The organism is Kitasatospora sp. NPDC004615 (genome assembly GCF_042873545.1).
GTDB lineage: Bacteria > Actinomycetota > Actinomycetes > Streptomycetales > Streptomycetaceae > Kitasatospora.
In genome coordinates this window covers 258,036-275,804 of record NZ_JBIALQ010000007.1, presented here as the reverse complement: position 1 = coordinate 275,804, position 17,769 = coordinate 258,036, and the positions used below count along the sequence as shown (strand labels likewise).

Sequence of the window (17,769 nt, the reverse complement as noted above, 5' to 3'; positions counted from 1 at the left end):
ACGTGGCTCAGGCGTTCTTGTTCTTCTCCAGGGCGGCGACCGCGCGCTCGGTCACCTCGTCCACCTTGCCGAGGGCGGAGATGGTGACCAGCAGGCCCTGCTCCTGGTAGTAGCCGATGATCGGCTCGGTCTTGGAGTGGTACTCCTCCAACCGGACCCGCACGGCTTCCTCGGTGTCGTCCGAGCGCTGGTACAGCTCGCCGCCGCACTCGTCGCAGACGCCCTCGGTCTTCGGCGGGTTGTACGCCACGTGGAAGACGTGGGCGCCGTTCTTGCGGCACAGCCGGCGACCGGCGATCCGCTTGACGACCTCGTCCTCGGGGACCTCGAGGTCCAGCACGCCGTCCAGCGCGATGCCCTGCTCGGTCAGGAAGGCGTCCAGCGCCTCCGCCTGACCCAGGTTGCGCGGGAAACCGTCCAGCAGGAAGCCGTTGGCGGCGTCCTCCTGGAGCATGCGGTCCTTGGCCATCCCGATGGTGACCTCGTCGGGCACCAGGCGCCCGGCGTCCATGTATGCCTTCGCCTCGACACCCAGCGGGGTGCCCTGGCTGATGTTGGCACGGAACAGGTCACCCGTGGAGATGTGGGGAATGGACAGGGTCTTGGCCAGAACGTGCGCCTGAGTACCCTTCCCGGCCCCGGGGGGTCCGACGAGGACGATACGCATCAGCGGAGGAACCCTTCGTAATTACGCTGCTGGAGCTGGCTCTCGATCTGCTTCACAGTTTCGAGTCCGACGCCGACGACGATGAGCACGGAAGTGCCGCCGAACGGGAAGTTGGTCTGCTGCCCGAAGGCGACGAGGGCGACCATCGGGATCAACGCGATCAGGCCCAGGTACAGCGAACCCGGCCACGTGATGCGGGTGAGCACGTAGTTCAGGTACTCGGCCGTCGGTCGGCCGGCCCGGATGCCCGGGATGAACCCACCATACTTCTTCATATTGTCGGCAACTTCTTCGGGGTTGAAGGAGATGGCGACGTAGAAGAACGCGAAGAACACGATCAGCACGAAGTAGGTGGCCATGTAGATCGGGTGGTCACCCTTGATGAAGTGGTTCTTGATCCAAATCGCCCAGCCCGCCTGCGAGTTGGTCAGCTGCACCACCAGCGCCGGGATGTACAGCAGCGAGGAGGCGAAGATGACCGGGATCACACCGGCCTGGTTGACCTTCAGCGGGATGTAGGTCGACGTACCACCGAACGACCGGCGGCCGACCATCCGCTTCGCGTACTGGACCGGGATCCGGCGCTGGGCCTGCTCGACGAAGATGACCAGGCAGACCACGATGATGCCGACCAGGATGACCGCGGCGAACTCGCCCCAGCCGTCCAGCAGCTTGCCGGAACCCTTGATGGCCCACATCGAGCCGGGGAAGCCGGCCGCGATCGAGGTGAAGATCAGGATGGACATGCCGTTGCCGATACCGCGGTCGGTGATCAGCTCACCCAGCCACATGATCACCGTGGTGCCGGCGGTCATGATGATCACCATGGTGGCGATCCGGAAGATCGACTGGTCCGGAACGATGTTCTGACCCTGCGGGCAGCCGGAGAACAGCGCGCCGCTGGACGCGGTCGCGAGAATGCCGGTGCCCTGCAGCACCGCGAGCGCGATGGTCAGGTAACGGGTGTACTGGGTGATCTTCGCCTGGCCGGACTGCCCCTCCTTCTTCAGGGCCTCCAGTCGCGGAATGACCACGGTGAGCAGCTGCAGGATGATGCTGGCCGTGATGTACGGCATGATGCCGAGCGCGAAGATGGTCAGCTGCAGCAGCGCGTTGCCACTGAACAGATTGACCAGCCCGAACAGGCCCTCCTTCTGGCCTGCCACGCACGCGTGAACGGCCTCGAAGTTGATTCCGGGCATCGGAATGTGGGCGCCCAGCCGGAACAGCACCATGATGCCCAGCGTGAACAGCAGCTTCTTGCGCAGGTCGGGCGTCTGGAACGCCCGCGCGAACGCACTGAGCACGGTGCCTCCTGCGCCTCCCGCGCGTCGTCGGCGGAAGGGTCGGTCCTGATGTGGGGTAAGGGAACTTCACGGACTCTAACAGTGCCCGGGTGCTCGACAGAAGCGCGCACTGCCGCTCCCCCACGCATGGGGTACGGCTTGCCCGGGTTTGACACACAAATACAGCACAGCTGTTCAAGCCGGAACGAAGCCGGGCCCCGCCCCCTCTTTCTCAAGAGGAGTGCGGGGCCCGGTTTCTGTCCGTGCGTCAGATCAGCGACGTCACAGCAGCTCGGTGACCGAGCCGCCCGCGGCGGTGATCTTCTCGGTGGCGGAGCCGGAGACGGCGTCAACCGTCACCTGCAGCGCAACCGCGATGTCGCCCTGGCCGAGAACCTTGACGAGCTCGTTCTTGCGAACGGCGCCCTTCGCGACCAGGTCGGCGACGGTGACCTCGCCACCGTTCGGGTAGAGCTCGGCCAGGCGGTCCAGGTTCACGACCTGGAACTGCTTGTGGGCCGGGTTCTTGAAGCCCTTCAGCTTCGGCAGGCGCATGTGGAGGGGCATCTGGCCACCCTCGAAGCGCTGCGGAACCTGGTAGCGGGCCTTGGTGCCCTTGGTACCACGACCTGCGGTCTTACCCTTGGAGCCCTCACCACGACCGACGCGGATCTTGTCGGTCTTGGCGCCGGGCGCCGGACGCAGGTTGTGGATCTTGATGGGGGAGTTGTCCGCCATTTCAGTCCACCTCCTCGACCGTGACCAGGTGGCGAACGGTGTGGACCATGCCGCGGATCTCCGGGCGGTCCTCCTTCACCACGGTGTCGTTCAGCCGCTTCAGGCCGAGCGAACGGAGGGTGTCACGGTGGTTCTGCTTGCTACCGATGTACGACTTGGTCTGGGTGACCTTCAGGCGAGCCATCAGGCGCTCACCCCAGCCGCACGGGCCCGGAGCAGCGCGGCCGGGGCCACGTCCTCCAGGGGCAGGCCACGACGGGCGGCGATCTCCTCGGGGCGCACGAGGCCCTTCAGAGCAGCCACGGTGGCGTGCACGATGTTGATCGCGTTGTCCGAGCCGAGCGACTTCGACAGGATGTCGTGAACGCCGGCGCACTCCAGGACGGCACGCACCGGGCCACCGGCGATAACACCGGTACCGGGGGACGCCGGCTTCAGCAGCACGACGCCGGCGGCCTTCTCGCCCTGGATCGGGTGCGGGATGGTGCCCTGGATACGGGGGACCTTGAAGAAGTTCTTCTTGGCCTCCTCAACACCCTTGGCGATGGCGGCCGGAACCTCCTTCGCCTTGCCGTAGCCGACACCGACGGTGCCGTCACCGTCGCCCACCACGACCAGCGCGGTGAAGCTGAAACGACGACCACCCTTGACAACCTTGGCGACACGGTTGATCGCGACGACGCGCTCGACGTAAGCAGTCTTCTCGGCGACCGGGGCGCCGCCCCGCTCGTCACGCTTACGGTCGCGCCGCTCGCCACCCGTGCCGCGACCGGCGCCGCCTTCGCGGCGCTGGGGTCCAGCCATTGGAATTACCTCTCTCGTTTACGTCCGCCGACAGAGTCGACGAGCGGCTTAGAAGTCGAGCCCGGCCTCGCGAGCCGCGTCCGCCAGAGCGGCGATGCGGCCGGCGTACCGGTTGCCCGCGCGGTCGAAGACGACCGACTCGACGCCGGCAGCCTTGGCGCGCTCGGCGACCAGGCTTCCGACCTTCTTGGCCAGCTCGGTCTTGTCGCCCTCGGCGCCCTTGATGGACACGTCGAGGGTGGACGCCGACGCCAGGGTGTGACCCTTGGCGTCGTCGATGACCTGGGCGACCATGTGGCGGTTCGAACGCGTCACGACGAGGCGCGGACGCGCCTCGGTGCCGACGACGCGCTTACGAACGCGAATGGCGCGGCGCTTGCGGGCGGCGTTCTTGTAGGCGTTGCCCTTGCCGATCTTGACAGAGACGCTCATCGCTTACTTACCACTCTTTCCGACCTTGCGGCGGATGACCTCGCCCGCGTACTTGACGCCCTTGGCCTTGTACGGGTCGGGCTTGCGCAGCTTGCGGATCTTCGCGGCGATCTCGCCGACCTTCTGCTTGTCGGTGCCGTCCACGTGGAACTTGGTGGGCGTCTCGACGACGAAGCTGATGCCTTCCGGCGCCTCGACCAGAATCGGGTGGCTGTAGCCCAGCGCGAACTCCATGTTGGAGCCCTTCGCCGTGACTCGGTAACCGACACCGCTGATCTCCAGCGACTTGCGGTAGCCCGCGGTCACGCCGGTGATCATGTTCGCCACCAGCGTGCGCGACAGGCCGTGCAGGGCCTTCGACTGACGCTCGTCGTTCGGGCGGGTGACGACCAGAGTGCCGTCCTCGCCCTTGCCGATCTCGATCGGCGCGGCGACGACGTGGGTGAGCGAGCCCTTGGGACCCTTCACCGAGACCGTCTGGCCGTCGATGGTGACGTCCACACCAGCGGGAACCTGGATGGGCAGCCGTCCAATGCGCGACATTGCTGTACCTCCGTTTCCCGAATTACCAGACGTAGGCGAGAACTTCTCCGCCTACGCCCTTCTTGGCGGCCTGCTTGTCGGTCAGGAGGCCGGAGGACGTGGAGATGATCGCCACGCCCAGGCCGCCGAGAACCTTCGGCAGGTTGGTGGACTTTGCGTAAACACGCAGACCCGGCTTGCTGATGCGCTTGATGCCGGCGATGGAGCGCTCACGGTTCGGACCGAACTTGAGCTCGATGGTCAGCTTCTTGCCGACCTCGTTCTCGGTGGGGTCCTCAACCTTGTAGGAGGAGATGTAACCCTCCTGCTGCAGGATCTCGGCGACGTGCGCCTTGATCTTGCTCGACGGCATCACGACAGAGTCGTGGTACGCCGAGTTCGCGTTACGCAGACGAGTGAGCATGTCTGCGATCGGGTCGGTCATGGTCATGGTGGCCTCAGGCCTCTCTCGCCGTGGTTTCTCCGCACCAGGTCCCCCTCCGCGCACTCGTGAAAGAGTGCGAAAGGGGCACAAGCGCAGGGGACCTACGTCGTAGTAAGACTGGGTTGCGCGAGCCCTCACTCAGAGAGCCACGGAACGTCCGGAAAAAGACGCCGCGGCAGGGGCCCGACCCCGCAACCTTACGGGATCCCTCGCGGGACTCCAAAAGCCGGGGGGTCGGGCACACTGCTTCGCTGGTCAGAGCAGCTGGTAAGGGATTACCAGGAGCTCTTGGTCACGCCCGGCAGCTCGCCGCGGTGCGCCATCTCACGAAGGCACACACGGCACAGGCCGAACTTGCGGTACACCGAGTGCGGACGGCCGCAGCGCTGGCACCGGGTGTACGCCCGGACGCCGAACTTCGGCTTGCGCTCGGACTTAGCGATCAGGGCCTTCTTCGCCATGGCTCACGCCTCCTTGAACGGGAAGCCCAGAGCGCGCAGCAGCGCCCGGCCCTCATCGTCGGTCTGAGCGGTGGTCACGACGGTGATGTCCATACCGCGCTGACGGTCGACCTTGTCCTGGTCGATCTCGTGGAACATAACCTGCTCGGTCAGACCGAAGGTGTAGTTGCCACGGCCGTCGAACTGCTTCGGCGAGAGGCCGCGGAAGTCACGGATACGCGGCAGAGCCAGCGACACCAGACGGTCCGTGAACTCCCACATGCGGTCACCACGGAGGGTGACGTGGCAGCCGATGGGCTGGCCCTCGCGCAGCTTGAACTGCGCGATGGACTTGCGGGCCTTGGTGACAGCCGGCTTCTGACCGGTGATCGCGGTCAGGTCCTTGATGGCACCCTCGATCAGCTTGCTGTCACGGGCGGCCTCGCCGACACCCATGTTGACCACGACCTTGACCAGGCCGGGAATCAGCATGACGTTCTCGTACGAGAACTGCTCGTTCAGCTGACCCTTGACCTCGGAGAGGTACTTCTCCTTGAGGCGGGGGGTCACCTTCTCAACAGTCGTCTCAGACATCAGATGTCCTCACCGGTCCGCTTGGCAACGCGGATCTTGTTGCCCTGGTCGTCAAAGCGGTAGCCGACGCGGGTAACGACCTTCTTGCCGTCCTTCTCCACGACCAGCTGGACGTTGGAGACGTGCACCGGGGCCTCGACGGTCACGATGCCACCCTGCGTGCCGGGGCCCGGCTTGGTGTGCTTCTTGACCCGGTTGACACCCTCGACCAGGACCTTGTTGTCAGCCGGCATGGCCTGAATGACCTTGCCCTGCTTGCCCTTGTCCTTGCCGGTGATGACCTGGACCAGGTCACCCTTCTTGATCTTCATGCTGTTCGCCATGGGTCAGAGCACCTCCGGCGCCAGCGAGATGATCTTCATGAACTTCTTGTCGCGCAGCTCGCGGCCCACCGGGCCGAAGATGCGGGTACCGCGGGGGTCGCCATCGGTGTTCTTGAGAACGACAGCGGCGTTCTCGTCGAAACGGATGTACGAGCCGTCCGGACGGCGGCGCTCCTTGACGGTGCGAACGACGACGCACTTCACGACGTCGCCCTTCTTCACCGAACCGCCGGGGATCGCGTCCTTGACGGTGGCGACGATGACGTCGCCGATACCGGCGTAGCGGCGACCGGAGCCACCGAGAACGCGGATGCAGAGGATTTCCTTCGCACCCGTGTTGTCGGCGACGCGCAGTCGCGACTCCTGCTGGATCACAGCTTTCTCCTGATCGTCAACAAGTGTTGACGGGCCGGCCGCTGCTCACACCCGCGTCCCTGGGGACCTGGTGCACATACGGCCGTACCGCGAACAACCTTGTTACTTGGCCTTCTCGAGGATCTCGACGACGCGCCAGCGCTTCGTCGCGGACAGCGGCCGGGTCTCCATCAGGAGGACACGGTCGCCGACACCGCACGCGTTCTGCTCGTCGTGCGCCTTCAGCTTGTTGGTACGGCGGATGACCTTGCCGTACAGCGCGTGCTTGACGCGGTCCTCGACGGCGACGACGACGGTCTTGTCCATCTTGTCGCTGACGACGAGACCCTCGCGGGTCTTGCGGAAACCGCGCGTCTCGTTGGTGTTCTCAGTCATCAGGCGTTCTCCACCGTCTCGATGCCCAGCTCGCGCTCGCGCATCAGGGTGTAGATCCGCGCGATGTCCTTACGGACCAGCCGGAGCCGTCCGTGGTTGTCGAGCTGCCCGGTCGCCGCCTGGAAGCGGAGGTTGAACAGCTCCTCCTTGGCCTCACGGAGCTTGGCAACGAGGGCCTCGTTGTCCAGTTCGCGAAGCTCAGCAGCCTTGGTAGCGGCCGACATCAGCTCTCACCGTCCTCGCGCCGAACGATCCGGCACTTCATCGGAAGCTTGTGCGCGGCACGCGTGAGCGCCTCGCGGGCAATCTTCTCGTTCGGGTACGACAGTTCGAACATGACCCGACCCGGGTGCACGTTCGCGATCCACCACTCCGGCGAACCCTTACCGGAACCCATGCGGGTTTCGGCCGGCTTCTTGGTGAGCGGGCGGTCCGGGTAGATGTTGATCCAGACCTTGCCGCCACGACGGATGTGACGGGTGATCGCGATACGAGCGGACTCGATCTGACGGTTCGTCACGTAGGCCGGGGTCACGGCCTGGATGCCGAACTGGCCGAACGCCAGCTCGGTGCCACCCTTGGCAGCGCCGCGGCGCTTCGGGTGGTGCTGCTTGCGGTGCTTGACCCGACGGGGGATCAGCATGGGGGTCAGGCCTCCGTTCCGGTGTTCTCAGCAGCCGGAGCCTCGGCGGCGGCAGCCGGGGCCTGAGCCTCGGCAGCAGCAGCGGCGGGACGACGGCCACGGCCACCGCGCTCGCCACCGCGGCGCTCGCCACCGCGAGCGGGACGACCGCCCTCGGGACGGGCCGGACGGTTGCCGGAGCGGGCAGCGGCGTTCTCAGCGCGGACCTCGGCGATGTTCTTGACGTCGCCCTTGTAGATCCAGACCTTCACGCCGATGCGGCCGAAGGTGGTCTTGGCCTCGAAGAAGCCGTAGTCGACGTTCGCGCGCAGGGTGTGCAGCGGCACACGGCCTTCGCGGTAGAACTCCGAACGGCTCATCTCGGCGCCGCCGAGACGACCGGAGCACTGGACCTTGATGCCCTTGGCGCCGGCCTTCATGGTCGACTGCATGCTCTTACGCATGGCGCGACGGAAGGAGACGCGGGAGGACAGCTGCTCCGCGACGCCCTGAGCCACGAGCTGGGCGTCCAGCTCGGGGTTCTTGACCTCGAGGATGTTCAGCTGGACCTGCTTGCCGGTCAGCTTCTCCAGGTTGCCCCGGATCTTGTCGGCCTCCGCGCCGCGGCGGCCGATCACGATGCCCGGACGGGCGGTGTGGATGTCCACGCGGACGCGGTCACGGGTGCGCTCGATCTCAACCTTCGAGATGCCGGCGCGCTCCATGCCCTTCGTCATGAGACGACGGATCGCGACGTCTTCCTTGACGTAGTCCTTGTACAGCTTGTCGGCGTACCAGCGGGACTTGAAGTCCGTGCTGATGCCGAGGCGGAACCCGTGCGGGTTAACCTTCTGGCCCATTACCGGGTCCCTTCCTTGCTGCTGACGACCACGGTGATGTGGCTGGTCCGCTTGCGGATCCGGTAGGCACGGCCCTGGGCACGCGGACGGAACCGCTTCAGGGTCGGACCCTCGTCAACGTACGCCTCGGAGATGTAGAGGTCGTCCACGTTGGAGTGGTTGTAGTTGTGCGCGGCGTTGGCAATGGCGCTGTTGAGCACCTTGCCGACCGGCACGGTGGCAGCCTGCGGAGCGAAACGCAGGACCGCCTGGGCCTCCGTGGCCGGCAGGCCACGGATGAGGTCCACCACGCGGCGGGCCTTCATGGGCGTGACGCGGATGTACCGCGCCTGGGCCCTGGCTTCCATGGTTGTCCCCTTAATGGAGTAAGTCACTTTGTCGTTCTGGCGCTACAGCTCGGAAGCGATTAGCGACGCTTCGACTTGCGGTCTTCCTTCACGTGCCCCTTGAAGGTGCGCGTGGGAGCGAACTCGCCGAGCTTGTGGCCGACCATCGACTCGGTGACGAACACCGGGACGTGCTTGCGGCCATCGTGAACCGCGATCGTGTGGCCGAGCATGGCCGGGGAGATCACGGAACGACGGGACCAGGTCTTGATGACGTTCTGCGTGCCCGCCTCGTTCTGCACGTCCACCTTCTTCTGAAGGTGGCCGTCGATGAAGGGGCCCTTCTTGAGACTGCGCGGCATCTGACCTGCTCCTAGCGCTTCTTGTTGGTCTTGCGGCGGCGCACGATGAGCTTGTCCGACGCCTTGTTCGGGCGACGGGTGCGGCCCTCGGGCTTGCCCCACGGCGAGACCGGGTGGCGACCACCGGAGGTCTTACCCTCACCACCACCGTGCGGGTGGTCGATCGGGTTCATGGCCACACCACGCACGGTCGGGCGGACGCCCTTCCAGCGCATACGGCCGGCCTTGCCCCAGTTGATGTTCGACTGCTCGGCGTTGCCGACCTCGCCGACGGTCGCGCGGCAGCGCGCGTCCACCAGGCGGATCTCACCGGAGGGCATGCGCAGGTGCGCCATGCGACCCTCACGGGCGAGCAGCTGAATGCCGGAACCCGCGGAACGGGCCAGCTTGGCGCCACCGCCGGGACGGAGCTCCACCGCGTGAATGGTGGTACCGACCGGGATGTTGCGGAGCGGCAGGTTGTTGCCCGGCTTGATGTCGGCGCCAGCGCCGTTCTCGATCCGGTCACCCTGCGCAACGCCACGGGGGGCGATGATGTAGCGCTTCTCGCCGTCCGCGTAGTGCAGGAGCGCGATGCGCGCGGTGCGGTTGGGGTCGTACTCGATGTGAGCGACCTTGGCCGGCACGCCGTCCTTGTCGTGACGACGGAAGTCGATCAGACGGTAGGCGCGCTTGTGACCGCCACCCTGGTGGCGAGCAGTGACACGACCGGCGTTGTTACGGCCGCCCTTGCTGTGCAGCGGGCGAACCAGCGACTTCTCCGGCGTGGACCGCGTGATTTCGACGAAGTCGGCCACGCTGGAGCCACGACGGCCCGGCGTAGTCGGCTTGTACTTGCGGATACCCATTTCTGTCCTCGTCCTTTACGACGATCGCAGTCCCTGACGTGGCGTCAGGAGACCGGACCACCGAAGATGTCGATGCGGTTGCCCTCGGCCAGCGTCACGATCGCGCGCTTGGTGTCCTTGCGCTTGCCGAAGCCCGTCTTGGAGCGCTTGCGCTTGCCCTGGCGGTTCAGCGTGTTCACGGCCTCGACCTTGACCGAGAAGACCGACTCGACGGCCTGCTTGATCTGGGTCTTGTTGGCACCCGGCGCCACGACGAACGTGTACTTGTTCTCGTCGAGGAGCGAGTAGCTCTTCTCCGAGATGACCGGCTTGATCAGGACGTCACGGGGGTCCGTGAACGTCTTGGAGGTGATCTCGCTCATCAGGCGGCAGTCCCTTCGAGCTCGCCCTCAGCAGCAACGGCCTTGGCGGACGCGGCCGGACCGGCCACGAAACGCTCGAAGGCGGCCTGGGTGAAGACCACATCGTCGGAGACGAGCACGTCGTAGGTGTTCAGCTGGCCGGCGTCCAGGATGTGCACGTTCGCCAGGTTGCGAGCGGACAGGATGCCCAGCTCGTCCTCGCGCTCGACCACCAGGAGGAGGTTCTTGCGCTCGGAGATCTTGCCGAACAGGGCCTTGGCGGCCTTGGTCGACGGCGCCTCGGTCGCGGTCACGCCGGTCACGACGTGGATGCGCTCGTGACGGGCCCGGTCGGTGAGCGCGCTGCGCAGGGCGGCGGCGATCATCTTCTTCGGGGTCCGCTGCGAGTAGTCACGCGGCACGGGACCGTGCACGACGCCACCACCGGCGAACTGCGGCGCGCGGGTCGAACCCTGGCGGGCGCGACCGGTGCCCTTCTGGCGGTACGGCTTCTTGCCGCCACCACGGACCTCGCCACGACGCTTGACCTTGTGAGTGCCCTGACGGGCCGCAGCGAGCTGCGCGACGACGACCTGGTGCATCAGCGGAACGCTGACCTTGGCGTCGAAGATCTCGGCGGGCAGCTCGACGCTGCCGGCCTTGTCGCCGGCCGGCGACAGAATGTCAATGGTGCTCATATCCTTCACAGCCCCTTCGCCGCGGTGCGGACGAGGACGAGGCCGCCGTTCGGACCCGGGATCGCGCCCTTGATGAGCAGCAGACCCTTCTCCGCGTCGACCGCGTGCACGGTCAGGTTCTGGGTGGTCACGCGCTCGTGACCCATCCGACCCGCCATGCGCATGCCCTTGAACACACGACCCGGGGTGGCGCAGCCACCAATGGAGCCGGGCGAACGGTGCTTGCGCTGGGTGCCGTGACCGGCGCCGAGGCCCTTGAAGTTGTGACGCTTCATGACACCGGCGAAGCCCTTGCCCTTGGAGGTGCCGGTCACGTCGACCTTGACACCCGCCTCGAACAGCTCAGCGGTGATCTCCTGGCCCAGGGTGTACTCGGACGCGTCCGAGGTACGCAGCTCAACCAGGTGGCGGCGGGGGGTGACACCGGCCTTGGCGAAGTGGCCCTGGAGGGGCTTGTTCACCTTGCGGGGGTCGATCTCGCCGAAGCCGATCTGGACGGCGTCGTAGCCGGCCGGGCTGTCGGCGGTGTGGACCTGGGTCACGACATTGGGCCCAGCCTTGACGACGGTCACCGGGACAACCCGGTTGTTCTCGTCCCAGACCTGGGTCATGCCGAGCTTCTCGCCCAGGATGCCCTTCATCTGCTTAGCCATCTTCGGTGCGCCTCTCAGAGCTTGATCTCGATGTCGACGCCCGCCGGCAGGTCGAGACGCATCAGCGAGTCAACCGTCTTCGGCGTGGGGTCGAGGATGTCGATCAGACGCTTGTGAGTGCGCATCTCGAAGTGCTCGCGCGAGTCCTTGTACTTGTGCGGCGAGCGGATGACGCAGTAAACGTTCTTCTCAGTGGGCAGCGGCACCGGGCCCGCGACCTGCGCACCAGTGCGGATCACCGTCTCGACGATCTTCTTCGCCGAGGAGTCGATGACCTCGTGGTCGTAGGCCTTGAGCCGGATGCGGATCTTCTGTCCCGCCATGGCTACTCCGTAGTCCTTTGTGTCGTACGTTGCCTCGCGACCCACCTCCGACCCCCGCGCTCGGGCGTGTCGCACTCGCGCCTGCAAAAAACCGGCGAACAGATTCGTCGGCTTCAAACTGCTGGAGAGAGGTGAGCCGGGCTGATACCCCGCGTACGCTTCCCGGAAGATTCCCGTACTTTCGCCCCGCAGCTGCCGCGGTGTCGCTTACACACCACTGCACCCACACACAGCACGTGGGCACATGAACGGCCATTCACGGGAACGACGAGTACATGGGACTCGCTTCCAGTCCTCCCGACGGGAGGCGCGCAGCATCGGTACTCAACCGAGCAACTCAGTCATCCTGCCACAGATTGCGGCCGATACGCCAATCGGTATCGCCCGTAGCAGTGCACGTCACACCGGGTGCGTCCGGCGGGGCCGCCCGGACATGCCGAGGGCCCGGCCCCCTCCCTCGCGGGAGCGGACCGGGCCCTGCAGTTGACCAGAGGTCAGATCGGCAATTACTTGACGATCTTGGTGACCTGGCCGGCGCCGACGGTGCGGCCACCCTCACGGATGGCGAACTTCAGGCCCTCCTCCATGGCGACGGGCTGGATCAGCGCGACGGTCATGGCGGTGTTGTCGCCCGGCATGACCATCTCGGTGCCCTCGGGGAGGGTCACGACGCCGGTCACGTCCGTGGTACGGAAGTAGAACTGCGGGCGGTAGTTGTTGAAGAACGGGGTGTGACGGCCACCCTCGTCCTTCGACAGGATGTAGGCCTGGGCCTCGAAGTCGGTGTGCGGGGTAACCGAACCCGGCTTGATGATGACCTGGCCGCGCTCGACATCCTCGCGCTTGATGCCACGGAGCAGCAGACCGACGTTCTCACCGGCCTGGCCCTCGTCGAGCAGCTTGCGGAACATCTCGATACCGGTGACCGTGGTGGTGGTCTTGGTGGTCTTGATGCCGATGATGTCGACGGTCTCGTTGACCTTGAGGATGCCACGCTCGATACGACCGGTGACGACGGTGCCACGACCGGTGATCGTGAAGACGTCCTCGATCGGCATCAGGAACGGCTGGTCGGTGAGGCGAGCCGGGGTCGGGATGGCCTCGTCGACCGCGTGCATCAGGCCGAGGAGCTTCTCGCCCCACTCCTTGTCGCCCTCCAGCGCCTTCAGCGCGGAGACGCGGACGACCGGCAGGTCGTCGCCCGGGAACTCGTACTCGGAGAGGAGCTCACGGACCTCGAGCTCGACGAGCTCCAGGATCTCCTCGTCGTCCACCATGTCGGCCTTGTTCAGGGCGACAACGATGTAGGGGACGCCGACCTGGCGGGCCAGGAGGACGTGCTCCTTGGTCTGCGGCATCGGGCCGTCGGTGGCGGCGACGACGAGGATCGCACCGTCCATCTGGGCCGCACCGGTGATCATGTTCTTGATGTAGTCCGCGTGACCCGGGCAGTCGACGTGGGCGTAGTGACGCGCCTCGGTCTGGTACTCGACGTGCGCGATCGAGATGGTGATACCGCGCTGACGCTCCTCCGGCGCCTTGTCGATCTGGTCGAACGGCGTGAAGGGGTTGATGTCCGGGTACGCGTCGTGCAGCACCTTGGTGATGGCCGCGGTCAGCGTGGTCTTACCGTGGTCGATGTGACCGATGGTGCCGATGTTGACGTGGGGCTTCGTCCGCTCGAACTTCGCCTTCGCCACTGCAGTCCTCCTGAGGACAGTTCTGTACGCCGTACGACGTCAGTTGGTCTGGATCGGGTTTGGAACGGGGCGCTGGTCGCGCCCCATGCCGTCCCGCGGGTGGGGGTGCCGGAGGGCTCCCGGGCGGAACCCGGACGGGTGACGCCCGGGTGCCCTCCTTCTAGCCTAAAGGGTCTGATTCATCCCGATTACCGGGACGTCACTCGCCCTTGGCCTTGGCGATGATGTCGTCCGCCACGTTCCGCGGAACCTCGGCGTACGAGTCGAACTGCATCGAGTAGCTTGCGCGACCAGAGGTCTTGCTGCGCAGGTCACCGACGTAGCCGAACATCTCGGAGAGCGGCACCAGCGCCTTGACGACGCGGGCACCGTGACGCTCCTCCATGGCCCGGATCTGGCCACGGCGGGAGTTGATGTCGCCGATCACGTCGCCCATGTAGTCCTCGGGGGTGGTGACCTCGACGGCCATCATCGGCTCGAGCAGAGCCGGCGACGCCTTGCGGGCACCTTCCTTGAACGCCATGGAACCGGCGATCTTGAACGCGAGCTCGGACGAGTCGACGTCGTGCGCCGCACCGTCGAGCAGGGTCACGCGAACGCCCTGGAGCGGGTAACCGGCGAGAACGCCGAACTCCATGGCCTCCTGGCAACCGGCGTCGACCGACGGGATGTACTCGCGCGGGACGCGGCCACCGGTGACCTTGTTGAGGAACTCGTAGCCCTCGCCGGACTCGAGCGGCTCGATCGCGATCTGGATCTTCGCGAACTGGCCGGAGCCACCGGTCTGCTTCTTGTGCGTGTAGTCGATACGCTCGACGGCCTTGCGGATCGTCTCGCGGTACGCGACCTGCGGCTTGCCGACGTTGGCCTCGACCTTGAACTCACGGCGCATACGGTCGACCAGCACCTCGAGGTGCAGCTCGCCCATACCCGCGATGATGGTCTGGCCGGTCTCTTCGTCGGTGTTGACCTGGAAGGACGGGTCCTCCTCGGCCAGGCGCTGGATGGCGACACCCAGCTTCTCCTGGTCGCCCTTGGACTTGGGCTCGATCGCGACGCGGATGACCGGGGCCGGGAAGTCCATGGACTCCAGGATGACCGGCTGCTTCTCGTCGGACAGCGTCTCACCGGTGGTGGTCTGCTTCAGGCCCATGACGGCGATGATGTCGCCGGCGCCCACCGAGTCGATCTCCTCACGCTTGTTCGCGTGCATGCGGTAGATCTTGCCGATGCGCTCCTTCTTGCCCTTGACGGAGTTCAGCACCGAGGTGCCGGACTCCAGGCGGCCGGAGTACACGCGGACGAAGGTGAGCTTGCCCAGGTGCGGGTCAGACATGATCTTGAACGCGAGGGCGGCGAGCGGCTCGTCGTCAGAAGCCTGACGGACGATCTTCTCCTCGTCGTTGCCCGGCTTCGTACCCTCGATGCCCTCGATGTCGAGCGGCGACGGCAGGTACTTCACGACCGCGTCGAGCAGGGGCTGAACGCCCTTGTTCTTGAACGCGGAGCCGCAGAAGATCGGGGTGAAGGACGACTCCAGGGTGCCCTTGCGGATCGCGGCGACCAGCAGCTCCTCGGGGATGTCCTCGCCCTCGAGGGCGAGCTCCATCACCTCGTCGCTGATGTTCGACACGGTGTCGATCAGGGCCTCGCGGTACTCCGCCGCCTGCTCGGCCAGGTCGGCCGGGATCTCGACGGTGTCGTACATCTCGCCCTTGGGGGCGTCGGCCGAGTAGACCAGGGCCTTCATCTTCACCAGGTCGACGACGCCGGTGAAGTCGGCCTCGGCACCGATCGGCAGCTGCATGACCAGCGGGGTGGCGCCGAGGCGGTCCACGATGGTCTGCACGCAGAAGAAGAAGTTGGCGCCCGTGCGGTCCAGCTTGTTGATGAAGCAGATGCGCGGGACGCCGTAGCGGTCAGCCTGCCGCCACACGGTCTCGGACTGGGGCTCGACACCGGCGACGCCGTCGAACACGGTCACGCCACCGTCGAGGACGCGCAGCGAGCGCTCCACCTCGACGGTGAAGTCGACGTGGCCCGGGGTGTCGATGATGTTGATCGTGTTCTCAACACCGTCGAGGGTCCAGTGGCAGGTCGTCGCGGCGGACGTGATGGTGATGCCGCGCTCCTGCTCCTGCTCCATCCAGTCCATGGTGGCAGCGCCATCGTGGACCTCACCGATCTTGTACGACACACCGGTGTAGAACAGGATCCGCTCGGTGGTGGTGGTCTTGCCCGCGTCGATGTGCGCCATGATCCCGATGTTGCGGACCTTGGCGAGGTCAAGGGAGGTTGCAGCCATGGTGGCTCGTTCTCTCTCTGTCTAGTGACGGGGTTCGGACTACCAGCGGTAGTGCGCGAAGGCCTTGTTGGACTCGGCCATCTTGTGGGTGTCCTCGCGACGCTTCACGGAAGCGCCCAGACCGTTGCTGGCGTCGAGGATCTCGTTGAGCAGACGCTCGGTCATGGTCTTCTCGCGACGGGCGCGGGAGTAACCGACCAGCCAGCGCAGCGCCAGGGTGTTGGCGCGGCCCGGACGGACCTCGACCGGCACCTGGTAGGTGGCGCCACCGACGCGGCGGGACTTGACCTCGAGGGTCGGCTTGACGTTCTCCAGCGCGCGCTTCAGCGCGACAACCGGGTCGGCGCCGGTCTTCTCACGGACACCCTCGAGGGCGCCGTAGACGATCCGCTCGGCGGTGGAGCGCTTGCCGTGCAGCAGGATCTTGTTGACCAGCGAGGTCACCAGCGGGGAGCCGTAGACCGGGTCGATGATGACCGGGCGCTTCGGGGCGGGGCCCTTACGAGGCATTCTTACTTCTCCTTCTTGGCGCCGTAGCGGCTGCGAGCCTGCTTGCGGTTCTTGACACCCTGGGTGTCGAGCGAACCGCGGATGATCTTGTAGCGGACACCAGGAAGGTCCTTCACACGGCCACCGCGGACCAGCACGATGGAGTGCTCCTGCAGGTTGTGGCCCTCGCCCGGAATGTAAGCGGTGACCTCGATCCCGCTGGTGAGGCGCACACGGGCGACCTTGCGGAGAGCCGAGTTCGGCTTCTTCGGGGTGGTCGTGTACACACGCGTGCAGACGCCGCGACGCTGGGGCGAACCCTTCAGTGCGGGCGTCTTGTTCTTCTCGACCTTGTCCTGCCGGCCCTTTCGGACCAGCTGCTGGATCGTAGGCACCGTTTCTCCGTTTTCTGTGTGCCAAGGCTTGGTGGAACTAACCTGCGGTGTGGCCCACACCCTCCGACCCACGCGGTCGGGCGTGTTGGGCCTTCTTCGGGGGAAGAATCACGGAATCCCGAGCTGAGCTGCGTCATCGGCACAGGCCGAGCGGGTGGAGTCTCCGCTACGGCGGCCGGTCTGCTGGCACGCACAAGGACCCGGGCACACCCCAGGCACAAGGTCAGAGCGTACCTAGCGCACAGGCGGCGGTCAAAACAAATGGGGCGCGCCGGGCCGGGCACCGCCCGGACCAGGCACGGCGGCCCCGCGCTCAGTGCGGCCCGCTGCTCGTCACCATGACCATCAGCAGGAAGAACAGCGCCCAGCCGGCGATCGAGAGCCAGCCGAACACCAGCCCCAGGATCGCCAGGCCGTCGCCGTCCTCCTTGGTGCGGCGGATCTGCGAGCGGGCGATGTGGCCGGTGATCACGGCGGGCAGGCCGGTGAGGCCACCGGTGAACAGCGTCAGGCTGCCGAGGATCGCCGAGGCCGTCGCCAGGCCGTTGCGCGGCGGGACGGGCGGCGGGAGCAGCGGCGGGGGCAGCGGCATGAAGGTCGCCGGGACGGGAGCGCCGAACGGGGCGACCATCGGCCCGGACGGCAGGTCGGCGACCAGCACGGACAACTGGCCGTAGGTGGCGGCCTGGTGGGCGGAGGTCAGCCGGTGCTCGTACTCGTCGGCGGTGATCCGGCCCTCGGCGTAGGCGGCCTTCAGCACGTCCACGGTGCGCTCGCGGTCGGCGTGCGCGGCGCGCATCGCGGACTGCGGCGTCGGCGCCGGGTGCCAGGGCTGCTGCCCGTACG

At 66.2% G+C, this 17,769-nt stretch carries 28 protein-coding genes; all 28 read right to left on the bottom strand.

All coding sequences use genetic code 11. The features are described from left to right. Positions 1-7: 7 nt before the first annotated feature. Positions 8-667: an adenylate kinase gene (locus ACFYS8_RS25040; RefSeq protein ID WP_387644474.1), complete on the bottom strand. Its 660-nt coding sequence runs from the start codon at positions 665-667 to the stop codon at positions 8-10. Further along, positions 667-1,974, bottom strand: a complete 1,308-nt coding sequence (secY, locus tag ACFYS8_RS25035; protein ID WP_387644473.1) for a preprotein translocase subunit SecY — start codon at positions 1,972-1,974, stop codon at positions 667-669. Before secY ends, ACFYS8_RS25040 begins: the two co-directional genes overlap by 1 nt. Positions 1,975-2,235: 261 nt before the next feature. Beyond that, complete coding sequence (rplO, locus tag ACFYS8_RS25030) at positions 2,236-2,691, bottom strand: 50S ribosomal protein L15 (protein WP_387644470.1); 456 nt, start codon at positions 2,689-2,691, stop codon at positions 2,236-2,238. Between the two features lies 1 nt (position 2,692). Next, complete coding sequence (gene rpmD, locus ACFYS8_RS25025) at positions 2,693-2,875, bottom strand: 50S ribosomal protein L30 (protein WP_014136270.1); 183 nt, start codon at positions 2,873-2,875, stop codon at positions 2,693-2,695. Continuing rightward, a complete protein-coding gene (gene rpsE / locus ACFYS8_RS25020) occupies positions 2,875-3,495 on the bottom strand; it encodes a 30S ribosomal protein S5 (protein WP_043914567.1) in 621 nt (206 codons plus the stop codon). Before rpsE ends, rpmD begins: the two co-directional genes overlap by 1 nt. Before the next feature lie 48 nt (positions 3,496-3,543). Beyond that, positions 3,544-3,927 (bottom strand): 50S ribosomal protein L18, encoded by a 384-nt coding sequence (gene rplR, locus ACFYS8_RS25015; protein ID WP_387644467.1) that lies wholly within the window; start codon positions 3,925-3,927, stop codon positions 3,544-3,546. Between the two features lie 3 nt (positions 3,928-3,930). Continuing rightward, entirely contained in the window at positions 3,931-4,470 is a 540-nt protein-coding gene (rplF, locus tag ACFYS8_RS25010; protein WP_387644464.1) for a 50S ribosomal protein L6, read from the bottom strand. 22 nt (positions 4,471-4,492) lie between these two features. After that, positions 4,493-4,900, bottom strand: coding sequence for a 30S ribosomal protein S8 (rpsH, locus tag ACFYS8_RS25005; protein WP_043914570.1), 408 nt, complete (start codon positions 4,898-4,900; stop codon positions 4,493-4,495). Positions 4,901-5,169: 269 nt separating this feature from the next. Beyond that, positions 5,170-5,355 carry a type Z 30S ribosomal protein S14 gene (locus ACFYS8_RS25000; RefSeq protein WP_008747480.1) on the bottom strand — a complete coding sequence of 62 codons (186 nt, stop codon included), beginning with the start codon at positions 5,353-5,355 and terminating at the stop codon, positions 5,170-5,172. A 3-nt stretch (positions 5,356-5,358) separates the two neighbouring features. Continuing rightward, complete coding sequence (rplE, locus tag ACFYS8_RS24995) at positions 5,359-5,928, bottom strand: 50S ribosomal protein L5 (RefSeq protein WP_387644459.1); 570 nt, start codon at positions 5,926-5,928, stop codon at positions 5,359-5,361. Further along, a complete protein-coding gene (gene rplX / locus ACFYS8_RS24990) occupies positions 5,928-6,239 on the bottom strand; it encodes a 50S ribosomal protein L24 (protein ID WP_035872243.1) in 312 nt (103 codons plus the stop codon). Before rplX ends, rplE begins: the two co-directional genes overlap by 1 nt. A gap of 15 nt (positions 6,240-6,254) precedes the next feature. Next, positions 6,255-6,626: a 50S ribosomal protein L14 gene (gene rplN / locus ACFYS8_RS24985; RefSeq protein ID WP_030300391.1), complete on the bottom strand. Its 372-nt coding sequence runs from the start codon at positions 6,624-6,626 to the stop codon at positions 6,255-6,257. 102 nt (positions 6,627-6,728) lie between these two features. Beyond that, positions 6,729-7,001: a 30S ribosomal protein S17 gene (rpsQ, locus tag ACFYS8_RS24980; RefSeq protein ID WP_014136278.1), complete on the bottom strand. Its 273-nt coding sequence runs from the start codon at positions 6,999-7,001 to the stop codon at positions 6,729-6,731. Continuing rightward, the gene (gene rpmC / locus ACFYS8_RS24975; RefSeq protein ID WP_030457414.1) at positions 7,001-7,225 is read right to left on the bottom strand and encodes a 50S ribosomal protein L29; all 225 of its coding nucleotides are present in this window, start codon (positions 7,223-7,225) and stop codon (positions 7,001-7,003) included. The genes rpsQ and rpmC overlap by 1 nt, the downstream gene beginning before the upstream one ends. Then, complete coding sequence (gene rplP, locus ACFYS8_RS24970; RefSeq protein ID WP_030457415.1) at positions 7,225-7,644, bottom strand: 50S ribosomal protein L16; 420 nt, start codon at positions 7,642-7,644, stop codon at positions 7,225-7,227. Before rplP ends, rpmC begins: the two co-directional genes overlap by 1 nt. Before the next feature lie 5 nt (positions 7,645-7,649). Continuing rightward, the gene (gene rpsC / locus ACFYS8_RS24965) at positions 7,650-8,483 is read right to left on the bottom strand and encodes a 30S ribosomal protein S3 (RefSeq protein ID WP_387644456.1); all 834 of its coding nucleotides are present in this window, start codon (positions 8,481-8,483) and stop codon (positions 7,650-7,652) included. After that, positions 8,483-8,830: a 50S ribosomal protein L22 gene (rplV, locus tag ACFYS8_RS24960; RefSeq protein ID WP_014136282.1), complete on the bottom strand. Its 348-nt coding sequence runs from the start codon at positions 8,828-8,830 to the stop codon at positions 8,483-8,485. Before rplV ends, rpsC begins: the two co-directional genes overlap by 1 nt. A 59-nt stretch (positions 8,831-8,889) precedes the next feature. Next, a complete protein-coding gene (gene rpsS, locus ACFYS8_RS24955) occupies positions 8,890-9,171 on the bottom strand; it encodes a 30S ribosomal protein S19 (protein WP_043914586.1) in 282 nt (93 codons plus the stop codon). An 11-nt stretch (positions 9,172-9,182) separates the two neighbouring features. Continuing rightward, positions 9,183-10,019, bottom strand: coding sequence for a 50S ribosomal protein L2 (rplB, locus tag ACFYS8_RS24950; protein WP_043914588.1), 837 nt, complete (start codon positions 10,017-10,019; stop codon positions 9,183-9,185). 44 nt (positions 10,020-10,063) lie between these two features. Beyond that, on the bottom strand, positions 10,064-10,381 hold the full coding sequence (rplW, locus tag ACFYS8_RS24945; RefSeq protein WP_100587177.1) for a 50S ribosomal protein L23: 318 nt from the start codon (positions 10,379-10,381) through the stop codon (positions 10,064-10,066). Continuing rightward, positions 10,381-11,058 (bottom strand): 50S ribosomal protein L4, encoded by a 678-nt coding sequence (gene rplD / locus ACFYS8_RS24940; RefSeq protein WP_387644451.1) that lies wholly within the window; start codon positions 11,056-11,058, stop codon positions 10,381-10,383. The genes rplW and rplD overlap by 1 nt, the downstream gene beginning before the upstream one ends. Positions 11,059-11,063: 5 nt before the next feature. Continuing rightward, positions 11,064-11,711: a 50S ribosomal protein L3 gene (gene rplC, locus ACFYS8_RS24935; RefSeq protein ID WP_100587175.1), complete on the bottom strand. Its 648-nt coding sequence runs from the start codon at positions 11,709-11,711 to the stop codon at positions 11,064-11,066. A 14-nt stretch (positions 11,712-11,725) separates the two neighbouring features. Then, on the bottom strand, positions 11,726-12,034 hold the full coding sequence (rpsJ, locus tag ACFYS8_RS24930; RefSeq protein ID WP_012785157.1) for a 30S ribosomal protein S10: 309 nt from the start codon (positions 12,032-12,034) through the stop codon (positions 11,726-11,728). 506 nt (positions 12,035-12,540) lie between these two features. Continuing rightward, on the bottom strand, positions 12,541-13,734 hold the full coding sequence (tuf, locus tag ACFYS8_RS24925; protein ID WP_030457430.1) for an elongation factor Tu: 1,194 nt from the start codon (positions 13,732-13,734) through the stop codon (positions 12,541-12,543). Positions 13,735-13,933: 199 nt separating this feature from the next. Continuing rightward, complete coding sequence (fusA, locus tag ACFYS8_RS24920; RefSeq protein WP_387644446.1) at positions 13,934-16,039, bottom strand: elongation factor G; 2,106 nt, start codon at positions 16,037-16,039, stop codon at positions 13,934-13,936. A gap of 39 nt (positions 16,040-16,078) precedes the next feature. Beyond that, the gene (gene rpsG / locus ACFYS8_RS24915; RefSeq protein WP_030457432.1) at positions 16,079-16,549 is read right to left on the bottom strand and encodes a 30S ribosomal protein S7; all 471 of its coding nucleotides are present in this window, start codon (positions 16,547-16,549) and stop codon (positions 16,079-16,081) included. 2 nt (positions 16,550-16,551) lie between these two features. Next, the gene (gene rpsL / locus ACFYS8_RS24910) at positions 16,552-16,923 is read right to left on the bottom strand and encodes a 30S ribosomal protein S12 (RefSeq protein ID WP_014144289.1); all 372 of its coding nucleotides are present in this window, start codon (positions 16,921-16,923) and stop codon (positions 16,552-16,554) included. Positions 16,924-17,236: 313 nt separating this feature from the next. Continuing rightward, positions 17,237-17,722 carry a DUF1707 and DUF4190 domain-containing protein gene (locus tag ACFYS8_RS24905; protein ID WP_387644992.1) on the bottom strand — a complete coding sequence of 162 codons (486 nt, stop codon included), beginning with the start codon at positions 17,720-17,722 and terminating at the stop codon, positions 17,237-17,239. Positions 17,723-17,769: the final 47 nt, after the last annotated feature.